The sequence below is a fragment of the Brevibacillus sp. BD137 genome, from assembly GCF_041644655.1.
In the GTDB taxonomy this organism is placed as follows: Bacteria; Bacillota; Bacilli; order Brevibacillales; family Brevibacillaceae; genus Brevibacillus; species Brevibacillus brevis_D.
In genome coordinates, this window is the sequence record NZ_JAOTNO010000018.1 from 26,058 (window position 1) to 42,422 (window position 16,365).

Here is a 16,365-nt window from a genome sequence, read left to right on the forward strand (position 1 = left end):
GCCTAGCCCTCCTTTGGTACGGACAGTCGTTCCAGCAGATGGGCAATCAGCTCTTCCTCCCGATAAAGGGAGCTCGGCAGACTAGCCTTGTCCGGCAGCTTTTGATTCATTTGCGATACGAGAGCCACCGTTTCCGGTACATCCAAAGACAGCTCTCGGAGACGATCCACATGCATGAATACTTCCTCCGGCTTCCCCTGCAAAGCTACTTGACCTTGTGCCATCACAAGCAAATAGTCTGCATAGCGGGCTGCCTCTTCCATGCTGTGCGTAACCAATAGTGTCGTGAGGTTTTGTTCCCGATGAATCCGGTAGATCCCTTCAAGAATCGTGACTCGTCCCGCAGGATCAAGACCCGCAGTTGGTTCATCCAATACCAGAACCTTCGGCTGCATGGCAAGAACACCAGCCAAAGCAACACGTCGCATTTGTCCGCCACTCAAATGAAATGGCGAACGATCCTTGATCGTGGCATAATCCAGGCCAACAATTTCAAGGGACTCCTTTACGCGCGCTTCCACCATTTCCGTTGGCAAGTCAAAATTGAGCGGTCCAAAAGCAACATCCTTCGCAACCGTTTCTTCAAACAACTGATGTTCAGGATATTGAAAGACGAGCCCAATATCGCGCCTCTGAGCATGGGGTAATCGCCGCTTTGGAGTAATGACCGCATCACCCAGGGTAATCTGCCCTGAACTAGGCATCAGCAACCCGTTCAAGTGCTGAATCAGCGTTGACTTACCTGAGCCCGTGTGGCCAATAATTCCGACAAACGAACCGGATGGAATCGTCAGCGAAATATTGTGTAAGGCAACTCGCTCGAACGGTGTTCCCTTTGCGTAGATATGGCTTACTTGGTCAAAAGTAATTTGCATACGTGCTCCACCAGCTCCTCTTGATGCAGGACAAACGGTAAATCAATCCCTTTGGACTGAAGTGCATGTCGCAGTCGTACGGCAAATGGCACATCCAGTCCCACCTGTTTCAAACGATCTACCTCATTAAACACTTCACTCGGCTTACCTTCCATCAGGACTTCACCCGCATTCATGACGATGACCTTATCCGAATAGATGGCTTCTTCCGGAAAGTGGGTGATGTTTATGATCGTGAGTCCCTCATCACGGTTCAGTTGACGAGCCAGATTCAGCACTTCCATTCTCCCTTGTGGATCAAGCATCGCTGTCGCTTCATCCAAAATGATGACAGAAGGACGCATTGCCATAATCCCTGCAATCGCCACTCGTTGCTTTTGACCACCAGACAGACGATGTGGTTGTGCTTGTAAATAAGACTCCATCCCTACAGAAACGAGCGCCTCATCGATACGATCTCGCATCTCTTTGGGGTCCACACCCATGTTCTCTAGGCCAAAGGCGACATCATCTTCCACAGTGGCCCCAACAATCTGATTGTCCGGATTCTGAAAGACCATGCCAACATGTCGTCGAATTTCCCAAAGCTGCTCCCCATCTTTCGTATCCATTCCACTGATAAGTACTGTGCCGCCTTCTGGAAGTAACAGAGCATTCATCAGCTTTGCCATCGTTGATTTGCCGGAACCGTTGTGACCCAATACGGATACAAAGGAACCTTTTTGAATGGTAAGGTCAACACCTTGTAATACCAGAACCCGTTGGCCATCCTCACCATCGTAGGTATAAGAAACATCTCGCAATGCCAGCAGGTTATCTTCATTCATGAGGCATTCACAACCTCCCCAGCCTTCACAGGGAACTGACTAGCAGGATTTCGAAGAGAAAGGAAAAAAGGGTTGAATCAGAGTCCAGCCTATGACCAGATCTGCCCCCACCCTTTTCGCGGTAATCTACCAGGCTTACAACCTGAGTAAATGACCAGTTTACATGTATTAAACGAATTCGATGTACGCCATTGGAGCAGCGTCGCCACGGCGAGGGCCGGCTTTCAGGATACGAGTGTATCCACCGTTGCGCTCTTTGAAGCGAGGAGCGATTTCATCGAACAGTTTTTGAACAGCATCGCGGCCTTCAGCATTCGCAACTTCTTTACGAACGAAAGCAGCAACTTGACGGCGAGCATGCAGATCGCCACGTTTCGCGAGCGTGATCATTTTTTCAGCGATTGGGCGCAATTCTTTCGCCTTCATCTCTGTAGTTTCGATGCGCTCGTTGATGATCAGGTCTGTTACCAAGTCGCGGAACAGCGCTTTACGAGCTGAGCTACGACGACCCAATTTACGTTGTGCCATGTGGTTTACCTCCCTCTTAATCGAGAGAACAAAAGTTTGCTTCTTGGTTTGCTACTCTAGTCGTCGCTGCGCAGGGACAGGCCCAGTTCAGCTAACTTTTCTTGAACTTCTTCAAGAGATTTGCGCCCCAGATTGCGTACTTTCATCATGTCCTCTTCGGTCTTCTGCGTCAGCTCTTGCACGGTATTAATACCGGCACGCTTCAAGCAGTTGTAGGAACGAACAGAAAGATCGAGCTCTTCGATAGTCATCTCCAAGACTTTCTCTTTCTTGTCCTCTTCCTTCTCTACCATGATTTCTGCATCCTTCGCCTCGTCAGTCAGACCGACGAACAAGTTCAGGTGCTCCGTCATGATTTTTGCGCCGAGACTCACGGCTTCTTCCGGACTGATGCTACCGTTAGTCCAAACCTCAAGTGTTAACTTGTCATAGTTGGTCATTTGCCCTACACGGGTATTTTCCACTTGATAGTTAACGCGCTTGATCGGCGTGTAGATCGAATCAATCGGAATCACACCAATAGGCAGATCCTCAGATTTGTTTCCATCAGATTGAACATAACCACGACCACGTCCAGCTGTCATGCGGATATGCAGACGACCGCCATTGGCCAACGTTGCAATATGAAGATCAGGGTTTAAGACCTCCACATCACTGTCAGCACGGATATCTCCCGCTTTGACAACGCCTTCGCCTTCTGCATCGATCTCGATTACTTTTTCTTCATCGGAATGGATCTTCAGCGCCAAGCCTTTGATGTTCAGGATGATCTCGGTTACATCTTCAACGACGCCTTCAACCGTAGAGAATTCGTGAAGAACCCCATCGATTTGAACAGTACGAACTGCCGCGCCTGGCAAGGACGAAAGAAGAATTCGTCTCAGCGAGTTGCCAAGGGTAGTTCCGTATCCGCGCTCTAGAGGTTCTACAACAAACTTTCCATACGAGTTGTCGTCGCTAACTTCCACAACCTCGATTTTTGGTTTTTCTATTTCTATCATTAAACAAACCCTCCTTCAAAACGTCGAAATCCTTGGGTGGGCCGCATACGTGCCCACTCAGGAATTTCCCCGGCGGTTTACCGTTTGCGTGCATGACAAGCTATAAATCAGAATTTACCATTCTAGTATGGACATGTTCTGAACGATATAAACCAGTTACACGCGGCGACGTTTTGGTGGACGGCAACCGTTGTGCGGAATTGGCGTCACGTCTTTAATCATGTTCACTTCAAGACCAGTTGCTTGCAGGGAACGGATCGCAGCTTCACGACCTGCACCTGGGCCTTTTACCGATACTTCAAGGGAACGCATGCCGTGTTCCATAGCAACGCGTGCAGCCGCTTCAGCAGCCATTTGCGCAGCAAATGGAGTGCTTTTACGGGAGCCTTTGAAGCCGAGGGAACCAGCACTGGACCAAGAGATCGCGTTACCGTGTGGATCCGTGATTGTGACAATCGTATTGTTGAAAGTAGAACGGATGTGTGCTACGCCGACTTCAACATTCTTACGGTCACGACGACGGGTACGTGTTGCTGTAGCTTGTTTTCTTTTCGCCATGTCAGATTACCCTCCTTTACTTCTTCTTGTTTGCTACTGTACGGCGTGGACCTTTACGCGTACGAGCATTTGTTTTAGAACGTTGACCGCGAACTGGAAGTCCACGACGATGGCGGATGCCACGGAAGCAACCGATTTCCATCAGACGCTTGATGTTGAGGGAGATCTCACGACGGAGGTCACCTTCTACCTTCACAGTTTTGTCGATGTACTCACGAAGTTTGTTCACTTCATCTTCTGTCAGATCGCGAACACGAGTGTTCATATCTACGCCAGTAGCGGACAGAATTTTTTGAGACGTGGGGCGGCCAATACCAAAAATGTAGGTAAGAGCAACTTCAACGCGTTTTTCGCGCGGCAAGTCTACGCCTGCAATACGTGCCATGTGTCAAAAGCACCTCCTTGTTTACCCTTGTTTTTGCTTATGCTTCGGATTTTCACAAATAACCATTACGTTACCTTTGCGACGGATAACCTTGCATTTCTCGCAGATCGGTTTAACCGAAGGTCTCACTTTCATGGTTCTTGCCTCCCTTTTCTAGGGGTTTTGCTTACTATTTATAGCGGTACGTAATACGTCCGCGGGTTAAGTCGTACGGCGACAGTTCAACAGTTACTTTATCCCCCGGCAGGATACGGATAAAGTGCATGCGGATTTTTCCAGAGACGTGAGCAAGGACTTTATGTCCATTCTCTAATTCTACTCGAAACATAGCGTTTGGCAAAGGTTCGATTACCGTACCTTCCACCTCAATTACATCATCTTTTGCCATGGTAAACTCTCCTTTCTTCTGCTCTTCAGTCGGACCATGAGTTTTGCGAAATGATCACACAACGAACTTATCGTCGACACGTTGGACGACAATCCCGAATCGTTCGGAACTACCGTTTTTATGTCCGTGTAAAAATCTCATAGCCATCTTCCGTAATCGCGATGGTGTGTTCAAAATGAGCACAAGTTTTCCGATCCACTGTTACTACCGTCCAATTGTCCTCCAATGTGCGGACATAACGTTCGCCGGCATTTACCATTGGCTCAATTGCCAACACCATGCCTGGTTTTAACCGTGGTCCTCGATCAGGAGGGCCGTAGTTAGGAACCTGCGGATCTTCGTGCAAGTTTTGTCCGATCCCATGCCCCACATACTCGCGAACGAGTGTGAAGTCGGCAGCTTCTGCATGAACCTGAATCGCATGAGAGATATCGGATAAGCGTCCACCTGGAACAGCTTTTTCAAGCCCCTTGTACAACGACTCTTCCGTTACTCTGAGTAGCTTCTGGTTTTCTGTTGAAATCTTACCGACCGGATACGTCCAAGCGGAGTCGCCATGATAACCCTGAAACTGGGCACCAATGTCGATACTGATAATGTCTCCTTCTTGCAACGCCCGTTTACCTGGGATCCCGTGTACGAGTTCTTCATTGACTGAAGCACAGATACTTCCTGGAAAGCCACCATAGCCTTTAAACGATGGAATTGCTCCCATGCTTCGAATAAAGGTCTCGGCAATTTCGTCTAGCTGCTTCGTCGTGACACCAGGCTTGATCGCCTTGGCCAGTTCTTGATGGGTGAGTGCGACGATACGACCAGCTTCGCGCATAACCTCAAGTTCTGCTTTCGACTTTAGGATAATCATTCGCAATTACCCTCGCAACAAAGACTTAATTTCCGCAAACACTACCTGGATATCTTGTTCTCCATCGATATCTCGCAGAAGTTCCTGTGCGGAGTAGTAGTCGATAAGTGGCTGTGTTTGAGCGATATTCACGTCAAGGCGTTGTGTTACCACTTCGATCTTGTCGTCTTCACGCTGATACAGCTTACCACCATCTTTATCACATACGCCAGCCTCTTTTGGAGGATTGAACATCGTGTGATAGCTAGCACCGCAAACAGGGCAGATCCAGCGACCGGTCAGACGTTCAATCAATTGCTCGCGTTGAACGTTGATGTTAATTACATGGTCAATTTCGCGTCCCAGCTCTTTTACTGTAGCTGTCAACGCTTCCGCCTGAGGAACTGTGCGCGGAAAACCATCTAAGAGGAATCCCTTTGCGCAGTCATCCATCGAAAGGCGCTCCCGCACAATACCAATGACAACCTCGTCTGGGACGAGATGACCTTTATCCATGTAGGATTTTGCCTCTAGTCCGAGCGGCGTTTCGTTTTTGACCGCAGCTCGGAACATGTCGCCAGTCGAAATGTGCGGGATGTCAAACTCTTTTACGATACGTTCTGCCTGTGTCCCTTTACCGGCTCCAGGCAGTCCCATCAGAATTATATTCACGTCCATTCCCTCCGTCCCATCAAAAAAGCTACAAAAGCTTTTCTGTAAACATCTAAGTCATTACTTGATAAACCCTTGGTAGTGGCGTTTGATCATTTGACTTTCAATCTGCTTCATTGTATCCAAGCTTACCCCAACCACGATCAACAGCGATGTACCACCGATGTAAATGGATTGTGGCAAGTTTGCAAGACTACCGAAGAAGAATGGCAATATCGCAATAATCATCAAGAACAAAGCGCCCGCCAATGTTAACCGGTTTAATGTACGAGTAATGAATACCTCAGTGTTTTTACCAGGTCGGATACCAGGAATGTAACCGCCATTTTTTCTCATGTTTTCTGCCATTTGTACAGGGTTGATCTGTACGAATGTGTAGAAGTAGGTGAATCCGAGAATCAAGATAGCGTAAAGCGTCATTCCTAATGGTTTGTTGACTTGGAAGTTCTGATAAATCCAGTTAGCAAATCCTTGTCCGGATGCATCCACCCAGAACTGAGCAATCGTTGACGGGAACATTACCAGCGATACCGCAAAGATAACAGGAATAACACCAGCAGAGTTGATTTTCAGCGGAATGTGGGTAGATTGACCACCGTACATTTTTCGTCCAACCACTCGTTTCGCATATTGCACTGGAATCTTACGAAGGCCTTGCTGCATAAAGATAACCCCGACAATGATGGCGAGGATCACCAATAGGATAAGCAGAACTTTGACGACGCTGAAGAATACGTTTTGAGATGGGTCAGCGAACTGTGTTGTGTAAATCGTCGTAATCCCTTGCGGAATGTTAGCGACGATCCCACCAACGATCAGGATCGAAATCCCGTTACCGATACCCTTCTCCGTAATCTGTTCCCCCATCCACATCATGAATGCGGTCCCAGCTGTCAAAGTCAACGCAATGAGTGCATAGCTGCTAACCGACGTGTCGTTTAGCAAACCAGGCGCCATATTGTTGAATCCAATCGTCATCCCTACAGACTGAATCAAACCAAGGATAATTGTAGCGTAACGGGTAACGGTGGCAATCTTGCGACGACCAACTTCCCCTTCACGAGCCCATTGCGTAAGCTTAGGCACAACATCCATGGACATCAGCTGCATGATAATCGATGCCGTAATGTACGGCATGATACCCATGGCAAAAATCGAGAAGTTATGCAGTGCACCACCTGAGAAGGTGTTCAACAAGCCCAGTAACTGGTTTGTATTCTGCTGAAACAACGCGACATTTACGTTAGGAACTGGCACATAGCTTCCGATCCGGAAAACGACCAGCATCATGAGCGTAAAAAGGATTTTGCGACGAAGGTCGCTAATTTTGAAAATGTTAGTTAAGGACGCTAACATTAGATCACCTCGGTTGTTCCACCGACTTGTGCGATCTTCTCAGCAGCAGCTCCGGAGAACTTGTGAGCTTTTACAGTCAGCTTCACAGTCAGTTCACCGTTAGCAAGAACCTTAACACCGTCGCGCAGCGCGCTGATAACACCAGTTTCTTTCAACAGCTCAGGTGTTACTACAGTGCCCTCTTCGAAACGGTTCAGCGCGTCCAAGCTAACAATCGCAAATTCTTTGCGGCTGATGTTAGTGAAACCACGCTTAGGCAGACGACGGTACAATGGGTTTTGACCACCCTCGAAACCAGGGCGTACGCCGCCACCGGAACGAGCGTTTTGACCTTTGTGACCTTTACCAGCAGTTTTGCCAGTACCGCTACCAATACCGCGACCGATGCGCTTACGAGTGTGACGGGATCCTTCTGCAGGTTGCAGTTCATGCAATTTCATACGTTGCACCTCCTAACTAATTGAGATGTTCAATTAAGCTTCTACTTCTTTCACTTCTACCAAGTGCTTCACTTTGAAAACCATTCCACGAATTGCAGGATTATCTTCCTTCACTACAGTGGAGTTGATTTTGCGAAGACCCAGAGCTTTTACAGTGTCTTGCTGATCTACAGTACGACCGATCAGGCTGCGTTTGAGGGTGATTTGCAATTTTGCCATGTTCATTCCCTCCTTATTAACCCAACAACTCGTCAACAGTCTTACCGCGCAATTTCGCGACATCTTCCGCTGTTTTCAGACGACCGAGGCCTTCCAGCGTAGCGTTGACCATGTTGATAGGATTGTTGGAACCAAGAGACTTACTCAAGATATCGCCTACACCAGCCAGTTCGAGTACGGCACGAACAGGTCCACCAGCGATAACACCTGTACCAGGGGCAGCAGGCTTGATGAGAACCTTACCAGCGCCGAATTGGCACAGTACTTGGTGCGGAACAGTTGTTCCTCTCATCGGTACACGGATCAATTTTTTCTTAGCATCGTCAATCGCTTTGCGAATGGCGTCTGGAACTTCTTGAGCTTTACCCATACCAGCACCTACGTGGCCGTTACGGTCTCCCACAACAACCAAGGCGCTGAAGCTCATACGACGTCCACCTTTAACCGTTTTTGCTACACGGTTAACTGCGACTACTTTTTCTTCGAGCTCTAATTTGCTAGGGTCGATACGCATTCCTTACCCTCCTTGTTGTTAGAATTGCAGACCAGCTTCACGAGCTGCTTCTGCCAGTGCTTTAATACGTCCATGATAGATGTAACCACCGCGGTCAAAAATCACTTCAGTCGCACCTTTTTCTTGTGCACGCTTAGCGATCAGTGTGCCAACAGCTGTAGCAGCTTCCACGTTAGCGCCATTATTCAGGCCCAGCTCTTTATCCAAAGAAGATGCAGATACCAGTGTTACTCCAGTTGCATCGTCAATCAATTGAGCGTAGATGTGCTTAGAAGAACGGAATACGTTCAGACGTGGGCGAATGGTAGTACCAATCACACGTTTGCGGATTCGCAGGTGACGTTTTTTCCGAGCTTTGTTTTTATCAGCTTTCGTAAACATTAAGCGGCCTCCTTTCTCATGAAGCTAGAAGCTTATTTACCTTTTTTACCTTCTTTACGACGAACAACTTCATTGCTGTACTTGATACCTTTACCTTTGTATGGCTCAGGTTTACGCAGAGAACGGATTTCAGCAGCAATTTGGCCAACGCGCTCTTTGTTGATACCTTTTACCACCAAAGTGGTTTGGTTTGGTACATCAATTTCGATACCCTCTTCTGGAGTAACTTCCACTGGGTGGGAGAAACCAAGAGAGAGAGTAACACCGTTGCCGGACTTAGCAGCACGGTAACCTACACCGACCAGTTCCAGGGTACGAGTGAAGCCTTCAGATACGCCAGTTACCATGTTGGATACCAGCGCACGAGTCGTACCATGCAGGGAACGGTGAAGTTTGTTATCGCTTGGACGCTCAACGATTACTTCGTTTTCAGCGATGTTGATTTTGATATCTTCATGGAAGCTACGAACGAGTTGACCCTTAGGGCCTTTTACCGTCAGCTCAGTACCGTTCAGAGTGAGGGTAACGCCTGCAGGGACCACGATCGGTTTTCTACCGACACGAGACATGTGGTGCACCTCCTGTGCTATTTACAATCTGTTAATTACCAAATGTATGCGAGAACCTCTCCACCTACGTGAGCTTGACGAGCTTGCTTGTCAGTCATTACACCAGTGGATGTAGAGATGATCGCGCAACCGAGACCACCCAAAACCTTAGGTACTTCATTGTTCTTTGCATAAACACGAAGTCCTGGCTTGGAGATACGTTTCAGACCTGTGATAACACGCTCGTTGCCTGCACCATATTTCAGGAATACGCGGATGATTCCTTGTTTGTTGTCTTCAACAAACTCCGCATCGCGGATGAAGCCTTCTTCTTTAAGAATGCGCGCGATTTCCTTCTTGATGGTGGACGCCGGGATTTCCACTTTCTCGTGGCGAACCATGTTGGCGTTACGAATTCGTGTCAACATATCTGCGATTGGATCAGTCATAACCATGAGAGAAAACCTCCTTCCCGTTTCAAATTACCAGCTTGCTTTTTTCACGCCTGGAATTTGACCTTTATAAGCAAGTTCACGGAAGCAAATACGGCAGAGTTTAAATTTGCGCAATACGGAGTGAGGACGTCCGCAACGCTCGCAACGTGTGTACGCGCGTACTGCAAACTTCGGCTCCCGCTGTTGCTTGATGATCATTGATTTCTTTGCCACATTCTTCCCTCCTTACGAGTGGGTTTATTTACGGAATGGCATACCCATTTGAGTCAGCAACTCACGAGCTTCCTCATCCGTTTTCGCGGAAGTAACAACAACGATGTCCATACCGCGAACTTTATCAATTTTATCGTACTCGATCTCAGGGAAGATCAGTTGTTCCTTCAGACCAAGTGTGTAGTTACCGCGTCCGTCAAAAGCCTTGGAAGAAATTCCACGGAAGTCACGAACACGTGGGAGAGATACGTTCATCAATTTGTCGAGGAAGTGGTACATACGCTCGCCGCGCAGAGTAACCTTCGCACCGATCGGCATACCTTCACGCAATTTGAAACCCGCGATGGATTTCTTAGCCTTTGTTACTACAGGCTTTTGACCAGCGATGATTTGCAGGTCTTCAATTGCAGTATCCAAGGACTTAGCGTTCGCTACCGCTTCGCCAACACCCATATTGATGATGATCTTTTCTACTTTCGGCACTTGCATGATGGAAGTGTAGTTGAACTTGCTCATCAAGCTAGGCACGATTTCGCTCGTATACTTTTCTTTCAATCTTGTTGCCATCTAGGATATCCTCCTTTCCAACCTGACTACTTGTCGAGTACTTCGCCAGACTTTTTCGCGTACCGAACTTTCTTGCCGTTATCCAAAACTTTGTAACCGATGCGAGTAGCTTTTCCGGACTTCGGATCGATCAAAGATACGTTGGATACGTGAATAGCTGCTTCTTGAGTCACAATGCCACCTTGCGGGTTAGCTTGGGACGGACGGCTATGTTTCTTCACGAGGTTGATACCTTCAACCAGAACGCGTTCTTTCTTTGGATAAGCAGCGAGAACGCGACCTTTTTTGCCTTTATCTTTGCCCGCATTTACGATAACAGTGTCGCCTTTTTTAACGTGCATCGCTTGGTGCACCTCCTATCGAACAAACTGCCTGAGTTTTGCCGTTCAATTAGATAACCTCTGGAGCCAGAGAGATGATCTTCATGAAATCCTTATCGCGGAGCTCACGAGCCACAGGTCCAAAGATACGAGTACCACGTGGGGATTGATCGTCTTTGATAACTACAGCTGCATTTTCATCGAAACGGATGTAAGAACCATCGTTACGACGAACGCCACTTACTGTGCGTACTACTACCGCTTTAACTACTTGACCTTTCTTGACAACGCCGCCGGGTGTAGCGGATTTTACGGAGCACACGATAACATCACCGATGTTCGCCGTTTTACGACCGGAACCACCCAGAACCTTGATGCACATGAGTTCCTTTGCACCGGAGTTGTCAGCAACAGCCAATCTCGTCTGAGTTTGGATCATTTACTGTTCCTCCTTTCGGAATTAATATCCGAAAATCTGACTTATACGATTACTGCCTCTTCGACGATACGTACCAAACGGAAACGCTTGTCTTTAGACAATGGACGAGTTTCCATGATTTCTACGATGTCGCCCACTTTTGCCGTGTTGTTCTCGTCGTGAGCCTTGAACTTTTTCGAGAATTTCATGCGTTTGCCGTACAAAGGATGTGTCTTGTAAGTTTCAACAAGAACAACAATGGTTTTATCCATCTTGTCGGAAACAACGCGACCTACAACTGTTCGACGCATATTGCGATCTGCGGTCATCGTTCAAACCTCCTTCCTATAATTAACCGATTCCCAATTCTCTCTGGCGCAGGACGGTTTTCGCACGAGCAATATCCTTACGCACCTGTTTAATACGAGATGTGGTTTCGAGTTGACCCGTAGCCAGCTGGAAACGAAGGTTGAACAACTCTTCTTTCAAAGAAGTAACGTTTTGTTCGATCTCGGCAGTGGTCAAATTACGGTACTCATTAGCCTTCATGTGCGTCACCACCCACTTCTTCACGCTTCACGAACTTGCACTTGATTGGCAGTTTGTGCATAGCCAGACGCATAGCTTCGCGAGCGACTTCTTCAGGAACACCAGCAAGTTCGAACATGATCTTGCCTGGCTTCACTACCGCTACCCATTTCTCAGGAGAACCTTTACCGGAACCCATGCGGACTTCGAGCGGTTTTTGTGTTACTGGTTTATCTGGGAAAATTTTGATCCAAACTTTACCACCACGTTTGATGTAACGAGTCATCGCGATACGAGCTGCCTCGATCTGACGGTTAGTTACCCAAGATGGTTCCATTGCTTGCAATCCGTATTCACCGAACGCAACAGTAGTACCGCCTTTTGCGTTACCAGCCATTTTCCCGCGGTGTTGTTTACGGTGTTTCACGCGTTTTGGCGTCAACATGATTACTTGCCTCCTTCCTCAGTAGCGACGTTCTTTCTCGCTGGAAGGACTTCTCCACGATAGATCCACACTTTAACACCGATGCGACCATAAGTGGTATGTGCTTCAGCAGTACCGTAGTCGATGTCAGCGCGCAATGTGTGAAGTGGAACAGTACCTTCGCTGTAACCTTCAGAACGTGCGATGTCCGCGCCGCCAAGACGACCGCTTACCAAGGTTTTGATACCTTTAGCACCAGAGCGCAGCGTACGAGTGATCGATTGCTTTTGCGCACGGCGGAAAGAAATGCGGTTTTCCAATTGGCGTGCAATATTTTCAGCTACCAGAGTAGCATCCAGATCCGGACGTTTGATTTCGTTGATATTGATATGAACGCGTTTGCCAGTCAGATCAGTCAGGGTTTTGCGCAGAGTTTCAACCTCTGAACCACCTTTACCAATTACCATACCAGGCTTAGCGGTGTGAATCGTAACGTTCACGCGATTAGCTGCGCGCTCGATTTCGATCGTGGATACAGCAGCATCTTTCAGACGCCCTTTTACATACTTGCGGATTTTCAAGTCTTCGTGCAACAGAGTTGCGAAGTCCTTGTCAGCGTACCATTTGGACTCCCAGTCACGAATGACACCGATCCGAAGACCTACCGGGCTTACCTTTTGACCCACACGTAATCCCTCCTTATTTCTCGTTTAGTACCACTGTGATGTGGCTCGTGCGTTTATGGATGCGGCTAGCGCGACCCATAGCGCGCGGACGGAAACGCTTCAACGTAGGACCTTGGTCTACGAAGACTTTACCCACTACGAGGCTGTTTGGATCCATCTCATAGTTGTGCTCAGCGTTTGCAATAGCCGACTTCAGGAGTTTTTCAACAACTGGAGAAGCTGCCTTTGGCGTGTGTTTCAAGATCGCCAAAGCTTCACCTACTTGCTTGCCTCTGATCAAGTCTACCACCAGGCGAACTTTACGAGACGCGATGCGAATGTTGCGTGCAACTGCTTTTGCTTCCATCTTTGTACCTCCTCTCTGTCAAGAGAAAATTAGCGCTTCTTGGACTTCTTGTCGTTGTCGACGTGACCCTTGAAGGTACGAGTTGGTGCGAATTCACCCAATTTATGACCAACCATGTCTTCCGATACGTATACTGGTACATGTTTGCGGCCATCGTAAACTGCAAACGTGTGTCCTACGAAATCAGGGAAGATGGTGGAACGGCGAGACCAAGTTTTGATCACGCGTTTCTCGTTCTTTTCATTTTGCTCGTCAACTTTTTTCATCAAGTGGTCATCCACGAAAGGACCCTTTTTTAAACTACGTCCCATTAGTGAACCTCCCTTCGCCAAAGGCGTTCGGTTATAGTATCAGCCTACCTTACTTCTTGCGGCGGCGGATGATGTATTGGTCGGACTTGTTCTTCTTCTTACGAGTCTTGAGACCCAGGGTTGGTTTACCCCAAGGAGTAACAGGAGCCTTACGACCGATTGGAGCGCGACCTTCACCACCACCGTGTGGGTGATCGTTAGGGTTCATTACGCTACCGCGAACAGTTGGACGGATACCCAACCAGCGGGAACGTCCTGCTTTACCGATGTTCAGCAGTTCGTGATCCAGGTTACCTACTTGACCGATAGTAGCGCGGCATACGTTGTGGATGCGGCGAGTTTCACCGGAAGACAGGCGAACGATTACGAACTCACCATCACGACCAAGCAATTGAGCAGATGTACCAGCAGCGCGCACCAATTGGCCGCCTTTACCAGGTTTCAGCTCGATGTTGTGGATGGTAGTACCTACCGGGATTTTCTCCATTGGCAGTGCGTTACCGATTTTGATGTCGGCATCTGCTCCGGATACGATCTGGTCGCCCACTTTCAGGTTGTGTGGAGCGATAATGTAACGCTTTTCACCGTCTGCATAGTTGATCAGCGCGATGTTAGCGGAACGGTTTGGATCGTATTCAATGGTTGCTACGCGACCAATGATACCATCTTTGTTACGTTTGAAGTCGATAATACGGTATTTACGTTTATGACCGCCACCTTGATGACGAACGGTAATTCTACCTTGGTTGTTGCGACCAGCTTTTTTGCTGAGAGGCGCCAACAAGGATTTTTCGGGAGTCGACGTGGTGATCTCCTCGAAAGTAGAAACCGTCATTTGGCGACGACCAGGAGAAGTCGGTTTAAACTTTTTGATACCCATGTTAATACCCTCCTTTTCGGTAGTCGTCGAGGTTATACTCCCTCGTAGAAGGCCAATTCTTTGCTGTCATCAGTCAGCTTAACGATTGCTTTCTTCCACTCGGACGTGTAACCGGAGTATTTTCCGTAGCGTTTTGGTTTCGCAGGTACACGAACTGTGTTAACTGCTTCTACTTTTACGCCAAATACTTTTTCAACAGCTTGTTTGATTTCTGTTTTGTTAGCTTTGAGAGGTACTTCGAAAACGTACTTCTTCTCAGCCATCATATCAGTGGTGCGCTCGGTAATGACAGGGCGTTTAAGGACATCATGAAGGCTCTTCATTATGCGAGCACCTCCTCTACTTTCGCAACCGCTTCTTTCGTCACGATTACTTTGTCATGCGCTACCAGATCAAGAACGTTAATGCCTGCAGCATCTACGATTTTTGTACCTGGGATATTGCGGGAAGCGAGCGCTACGTTTTGGTCGTACTCGGAAGTAACGATCAGAACTTTGCGATCTACTTTCAAGCTACTCAGAACAGCTGTCATTTCCTTAGTTTTTGGAGCTGCGAAGTTCAAAGCTTCCAATACCAGGAGTTCGTTGTTTTGTACTTTCGTGGAGAGTGCAGATTTCAGAGCCAAACGGCGAACTTTACGGTTCAGTTTGTAACCGTATTTGCGCGGAGTTGGACCGAATACAACACCGCCACCTTTCCATTGCGGAGAGCGAATGGAACCTTGGCGTGCACGACCTGTACCTTTTTGGCGCCATGGCTTGCGGCCACCACCACGTACTTCAGAACGGTTCTTTACATCATGTGTACCTTGGCGTTGGGATGCTTGTTGCATCACGATCGCATCGTACAGAACTGCGCTGTTAGGCTCAATACCAAATACGCTGTCTGCCAGATCGATTTCGCCAACTTGAGAACCGGTTTGGTTATAAAGAGCTACTTTCGGCATGTCAGTTCCTCCTTTCCTTACTAGTTCTTCTTGACTGCCGTGGATACCAGTACGCAGCTGTTTTTCGGACCAGGCACGGAGCCTTTTACGAGAACCAGGTTACGTTCTGTATCTACTTTAATTACTTCCAGGTTTTGAATAGTAACGTTGTCGCCACCCATTTGACCTGGCAGTGTTTGACCTTTAAATACGCGGTTCGGAGCTACAGCACCCATGGAACCTGGACCGCGATGGTAACGCGAACCGTGAGCCATAGGACCGCGGGATTGATTGTGACGTTTGATCGCACCTTGGAAACCTTTACCCTTGGATACGCCAGCTACGTCCACCATTTCTCCCTCGGCAAAAATGTCAGCCTTCAACTCTTGACCAACCTCGTAATCAGCGAGGTTAACTCCGCGAATTTCGCGAATGAAGCGCTTAGGAGCAGTGTTAGCTTTCGCTGCATGTCCTTTTTCCGGCTTGTTAGCGCGCTGTTCTTTTTTGTCTTCGAAGCCGATTTGAATCGCTTCATAACCGTCAGTCTCAACGTCTTTCTTCTGAAGAACTACGTTGGAACCAACCTCGATGACCGTTACAGCAGTCGCTGTTCCGTTTGGACCAAAAACTTGAGTCATACCAAGTTTTTTCCCTAAGATTCCTTTGGTCATTTGTGCCACCTCCTGTGCTTATTTCAGTAAAACGCTTTTTATGTTGTATCAAGTCCCCATCGATGCGCAGGGGTGCCATTTTAAG

31 protein-coding genes are annotated in these 16,365 nt (G+C 47.9%); all 31 read right to left on the minus strand.

Features of this window, described 5'->3' with window-relative positions; genetic code table 11:
• Nucleotides 1-2: 2 nt before the first annotated feature.
• A complete protein-coding gene (locus ODZ53_RS26510; protein ID WP_372681230.1) occupies nucleotides 3-875 on the minus strand; it encodes an energy-coupling factor transporter ATPase in 873 nt (290 codons plus the stop codon).
• Nucleotides 851-1,702, minus strand: a complete 852-nt coding sequence (locus ODZ53_RS26515) for an energy-coupling factor transporter ATPase (protein ID WP_372681232.1) — start codon at nucleotides 1,700-1,702, stop codon at nucleotides 851-853. The genes ODZ53_RS26510 and ODZ53_RS26515 overlap by 25 nt, the downstream gene beginning before the upstream one ends.
• 168 nt (nucleotides 1,703-1,870) lie before the next feature.
• Nucleotides 1,871-2,230 carry a 50S ribosomal protein L17 gene (gene rplQ / locus ODZ53_RS26520; RefSeq protein ID WP_012684000.1) on the minus strand — a complete coding sequence of 120 codons (360 nt, stop codon included), beginning with the start codon at nucleotides 2,228-2,230 and terminating at the stop codon, nucleotides 1,871-1,873.
• A 56-nt stretch (nucleotides 2,231-2,286) separates the two neighbouring features.
• Nucleotides 2,287-3,231: a DNA-directed RNA polymerase subunit alpha gene (locus ODZ53_RS26525; protein WP_005828801.1), complete on the minus strand. Its 945-nt coding sequence runs from the start codon at nucleotides 3,229-3,231 to the stop codon at nucleotides 2,287-2,289.
• Nucleotides 3,232-3,387: 156 nt separating this feature from the next.
• Nucleotides 3,388-3,789 carry a 30S ribosomal protein S11 gene (rpsK, locus tag ODZ53_RS26530; RefSeq protein ID WP_005828803.1) on the minus strand — a complete coding sequence of 134 codons (402 nt, stop codon included), beginning with the start codon at nucleotides 3,787-3,789 and terminating at the stop codon, nucleotides 3,388-3,390.
• A gap of 16 nt (nucleotides 3,790-3,805) precedes the next feature.
• Nucleotides 3,806-4,174 carry a 30S ribosomal protein S13 gene (gene rpsM / locus ODZ53_RS26535; RefSeq protein WP_012683999.1) on the minus strand — a complete coding sequence of 123 codons (369 nt, stop codon included), beginning with the start codon at nucleotides 4,172-4,174 and terminating at the stop codon, nucleotides 3,806-3,808.
• Nucleotides 4,175-4,195: 21 nt separating this feature from the next.
• Nucleotides 4,196-4,309 carry a 50S ribosomal protein L36 gene (gene rpmJ / locus ODZ53_RS26540; protein WP_003333770.1) on the minus strand — a complete coding sequence of 38 codons (114 nt, stop codon included), beginning with the start codon at nucleotides 4,307-4,309 and terminating at the stop codon, nucleotides 4,196-4,198.
• Between the two features lie 34 nt (nucleotides 4,310-4,343).
• Entirely contained in the window at nucleotides 4,344-4,562 is a 219-nt protein-coding gene (gene infA / locus ODZ53_RS26545; RefSeq protein WP_003333772.1) for a translation initiation factor IF-1, read from the minus strand.
• Nucleotides 4,563-4,680: 118 nt separating this feature from the next.
• The gene (gene map / locus ODZ53_RS26550) at nucleotides 4,681-5,427 is read right to left on the minus strand and encodes a type I methionyl aminopeptidase (RefSeq protein WP_012683998.1); all 747 of its coding nucleotides are present in this window, start codon (nucleotides 5,425-5,427) and stop codon (nucleotides 4,681-4,683) included.
• A gap of 6 nt (nucleotides 5,428-5,433) precedes the next feature.
• Complete coding sequence (locus ODZ53_RS26555; protein WP_012683997.1) at nucleotides 5,434-6,078, minus strand: adenylate kinase; 645 nt, start codon at nucleotides 6,076-6,078, stop codon at nucleotides 5,434-5,436.
• Between the two features lie 60 nt (nucleotides 6,079-6,138).
• Nucleotides 6,139-7,434 (minus strand): preprotein translocase subunit SecY, encoded by a 1,296-nt coding sequence (gene secY / locus ODZ53_RS26560; RefSeq protein ID WP_012683996.1) that lies wholly within the window; start codon nucleotides 7,432-7,434, stop codon nucleotides 6,139-6,141.
• Nucleotides 7,434-7,874 (minus strand): 50S ribosomal protein L15, encoded by a 441-nt coding sequence (gene rplO / locus ODZ53_RS26565; protein WP_007716272.1) that lies wholly within the window; start codon nucleotides 7,872-7,874, stop codon nucleotides 7,434-7,436. The genes secY and rplO overlap by 1 nt, the downstream gene beginning before the upstream one ends.
• Before the next feature lie 33 nt (nucleotides 7,875-7,907).
• Entirely contained in the window at nucleotides 7,908-8,093 is a 186-nt protein-coding gene (gene rpmD / locus ODZ53_RS26570) for a 50S ribosomal protein L30 (protein WP_012683995.1), read from the minus strand.
• Between the two features lie 16 nt (nucleotides 8,094-8,109).
• The gene (gene rpsE, locus ODZ53_RS26575; protein WP_007716268.1) at nucleotides 8,110-8,607 is read right to left on the minus strand and encodes a 30S ribosomal protein S5; all 498 of its coding nucleotides are present in this window, start codon (nucleotides 8,605-8,607) and stop codon (nucleotides 8,110-8,112) included.
• 18 nt (nucleotides 8,608-8,625) lie between these two features.
• Nucleotides 8,626-8,988: a 50S ribosomal protein L18 gene (rplR, locus tag ODZ53_RS26580; RefSeq protein ID WP_012683994.1), complete on the minus strand. Its 363-nt coding sequence runs from the start codon at nucleotides 8,986-8,988 to the stop codon at nucleotides 8,626-8,628.
• 32 nt (nucleotides 8,989-9,020) lie between these two features.
• Nucleotides 9,021-9,557 (minus strand): 50S ribosomal protein L6, encoded by a 537-nt coding sequence (gene rplF, locus ODZ53_RS26585; RefSeq protein WP_012683993.1) that lies wholly within the window; start codon nucleotides 9,555-9,557, stop codon nucleotides 9,021-9,023.
• A gap of 35 nt (nucleotides 9,558-9,592) precedes the next feature.
• A complete protein-coding gene (rpsH, locus tag ODZ53_RS26590) occupies nucleotides 9,593-9,991 on the minus strand; it encodes a 30S ribosomal protein S8 (protein ID WP_012683992.1) in 399 nt (132 codons plus the stop codon).
• Nucleotides 9,992-10,018: 27 nt separating this feature from the next.
• The gene (locus ODZ53_RS26595; RefSeq protein ID WP_007716256.1) at nucleotides 10,019-10,204 is read right to left on the minus strand and encodes a type Z 30S ribosomal protein S14; all 186 of its coding nucleotides are present in this window, start codon (nucleotides 10,202-10,204) and stop codon (nucleotides 10,019-10,021) included.
• A 24-nt stretch (nucleotides 10,205-10,228) separates the two neighbouring features.
• A complete protein-coding gene (gene rplE / locus ODZ53_RS26600) occupies nucleotides 10,229-10,771 on the minus strand; it encodes a 50S ribosomal protein L5 (protein ID WP_012683991.1) in 543 nt (180 codons plus the stop codon).
• Nucleotides 10,772-10,797: 26 nt separating this feature from the next.
• Nucleotides 10,798-11,112 carry a 50S ribosomal protein L24 gene (rplX, locus tag ODZ53_RS26605; protein WP_007716253.1) on the minus strand — a complete coding sequence of 105 codons (315 nt, stop codon included), beginning with the start codon at nucleotides 11,110-11,112 and terminating at the stop codon, nucleotides 10,798-10,800.
• A 49-nt stretch (nucleotides 11,113-11,161) separates the two neighbouring features.
• Entirely contained in the window at nucleotides 11,162-11,530 is a 369-nt protein-coding gene (gene rplN, locus ODZ53_RS26610) for a 50S ribosomal protein L14 (protein WP_012683990.1), read from the minus strand.
• A 41-nt stretch (nucleotides 11,531-11,571) separates the two neighbouring features.
• Nucleotides 11,572-11,838, minus strand: coding sequence for a 30S ribosomal protein S17 (gene rpsQ, locus ODZ53_RS26615; RefSeq protein ID WP_012683989.1), 267 nt, complete (start codon nucleotides 11,836-11,838; stop codon nucleotides 11,572-11,574).
• Between the two features lie 22 nt (nucleotides 11,839-11,860).
• Nucleotides 11,861-12,058, minus strand: a complete 198-nt coding sequence (rpmC, locus tag ODZ53_RS26620; protein ID WP_012683988.1) for a 50S ribosomal protein L29 — start codon at nucleotides 12,056-12,058, stop codon at nucleotides 11,861-11,863.
• Nucleotides 12,048-12,482, minus strand: a complete 435-nt coding sequence (gene rplP / locus ODZ53_RS26625) for a 50S ribosomal protein L16 (protein WP_007716249.1) — start codon at nucleotides 12,480-12,482, stop codon at nucleotides 12,048-12,050. The genes rpmC and rplP overlap by 11 nt, the downstream gene beginning before the upstream one ends.
• 2 nt (nucleotides 12,483-12,484) lie before the next feature.
• A complete protein-coding gene (rpsC, locus tag ODZ53_RS26630) occupies nucleotides 12,485-13,147 on the minus strand; it encodes a 30S ribosomal protein S3 (protein WP_012683987.1) in 663 nt (220 codons plus the stop codon).
• A gap of 13 nt (nucleotides 13,148-13,160) precedes the next feature.
• Nucleotides 13,161-13,493: a 50S ribosomal protein L22 gene (gene rplV / locus ODZ53_RS26635; protein WP_012683986.1), complete on the minus strand. Its 333-nt coding sequence runs from the start codon at nucleotides 13,491-13,493 to the stop codon at nucleotides 13,161-13,163.
• 29 nt (nucleotides 13,494-13,522) lie between these two features.
• Nucleotides 13,523-13,804, minus strand: coding sequence for a 30S ribosomal protein S19 (gene rpsS / locus ODZ53_RS26640; protein WP_007716246.1), 282 nt, complete (start codon nucleotides 13,802-13,804; stop codon nucleotides 13,523-13,525).
• 49 nt (nucleotides 13,805-13,853) lie between these two features.
• Nucleotides 13,854-14,684 (minus strand): 50S ribosomal protein L2, encoded by an 831-nt coding sequence (rplB, locus tag ODZ53_RS26645; protein ID WP_012683985.1) that lies wholly within the window; start codon nucleotides 14,682-14,684, stop codon nucleotides 13,854-13,856.
• 32 nt (nucleotides 14,685-14,716) lie between these two features.
• On the minus strand, nucleotides 14,717-15,007 hold the full coding sequence (rplW, locus tag ODZ53_RS26650; RefSeq protein ID WP_007716243.1) for a 50S ribosomal protein L23: 291 nt from the start codon (nucleotides 15,005-15,007) through the stop codon (nucleotides 14,717-14,719).
• The gene (gene rplD, locus ODZ53_RS26655) at nucleotides 15,007-15,630 is read right to left on the minus strand and encodes a 50S ribosomal protein L4 (RefSeq protein ID WP_173606572.1); all 624 of its coding nucleotides are present in this window, start codon (nucleotides 15,628-15,630) and stop codon (nucleotides 15,007-15,009) included. Before rplD ends, rplW begins: the two co-directional genes overlap by 1 nt.
• Before the next feature lie 20 nt (nucleotides 15,631-15,650).
• Nucleotides 15,651-16,280: a 50S ribosomal protein L3 gene (rplC, locus tag ODZ53_RS26660; RefSeq protein WP_012683983.1), complete on the minus strand. Its 630-nt coding sequence runs from the start codon at nucleotides 16,278-16,280 to the stop codon at nucleotides 15,651-15,653.
• Nucleotides 16,281-16,365 lie beyond the last annotated feature (85 nt).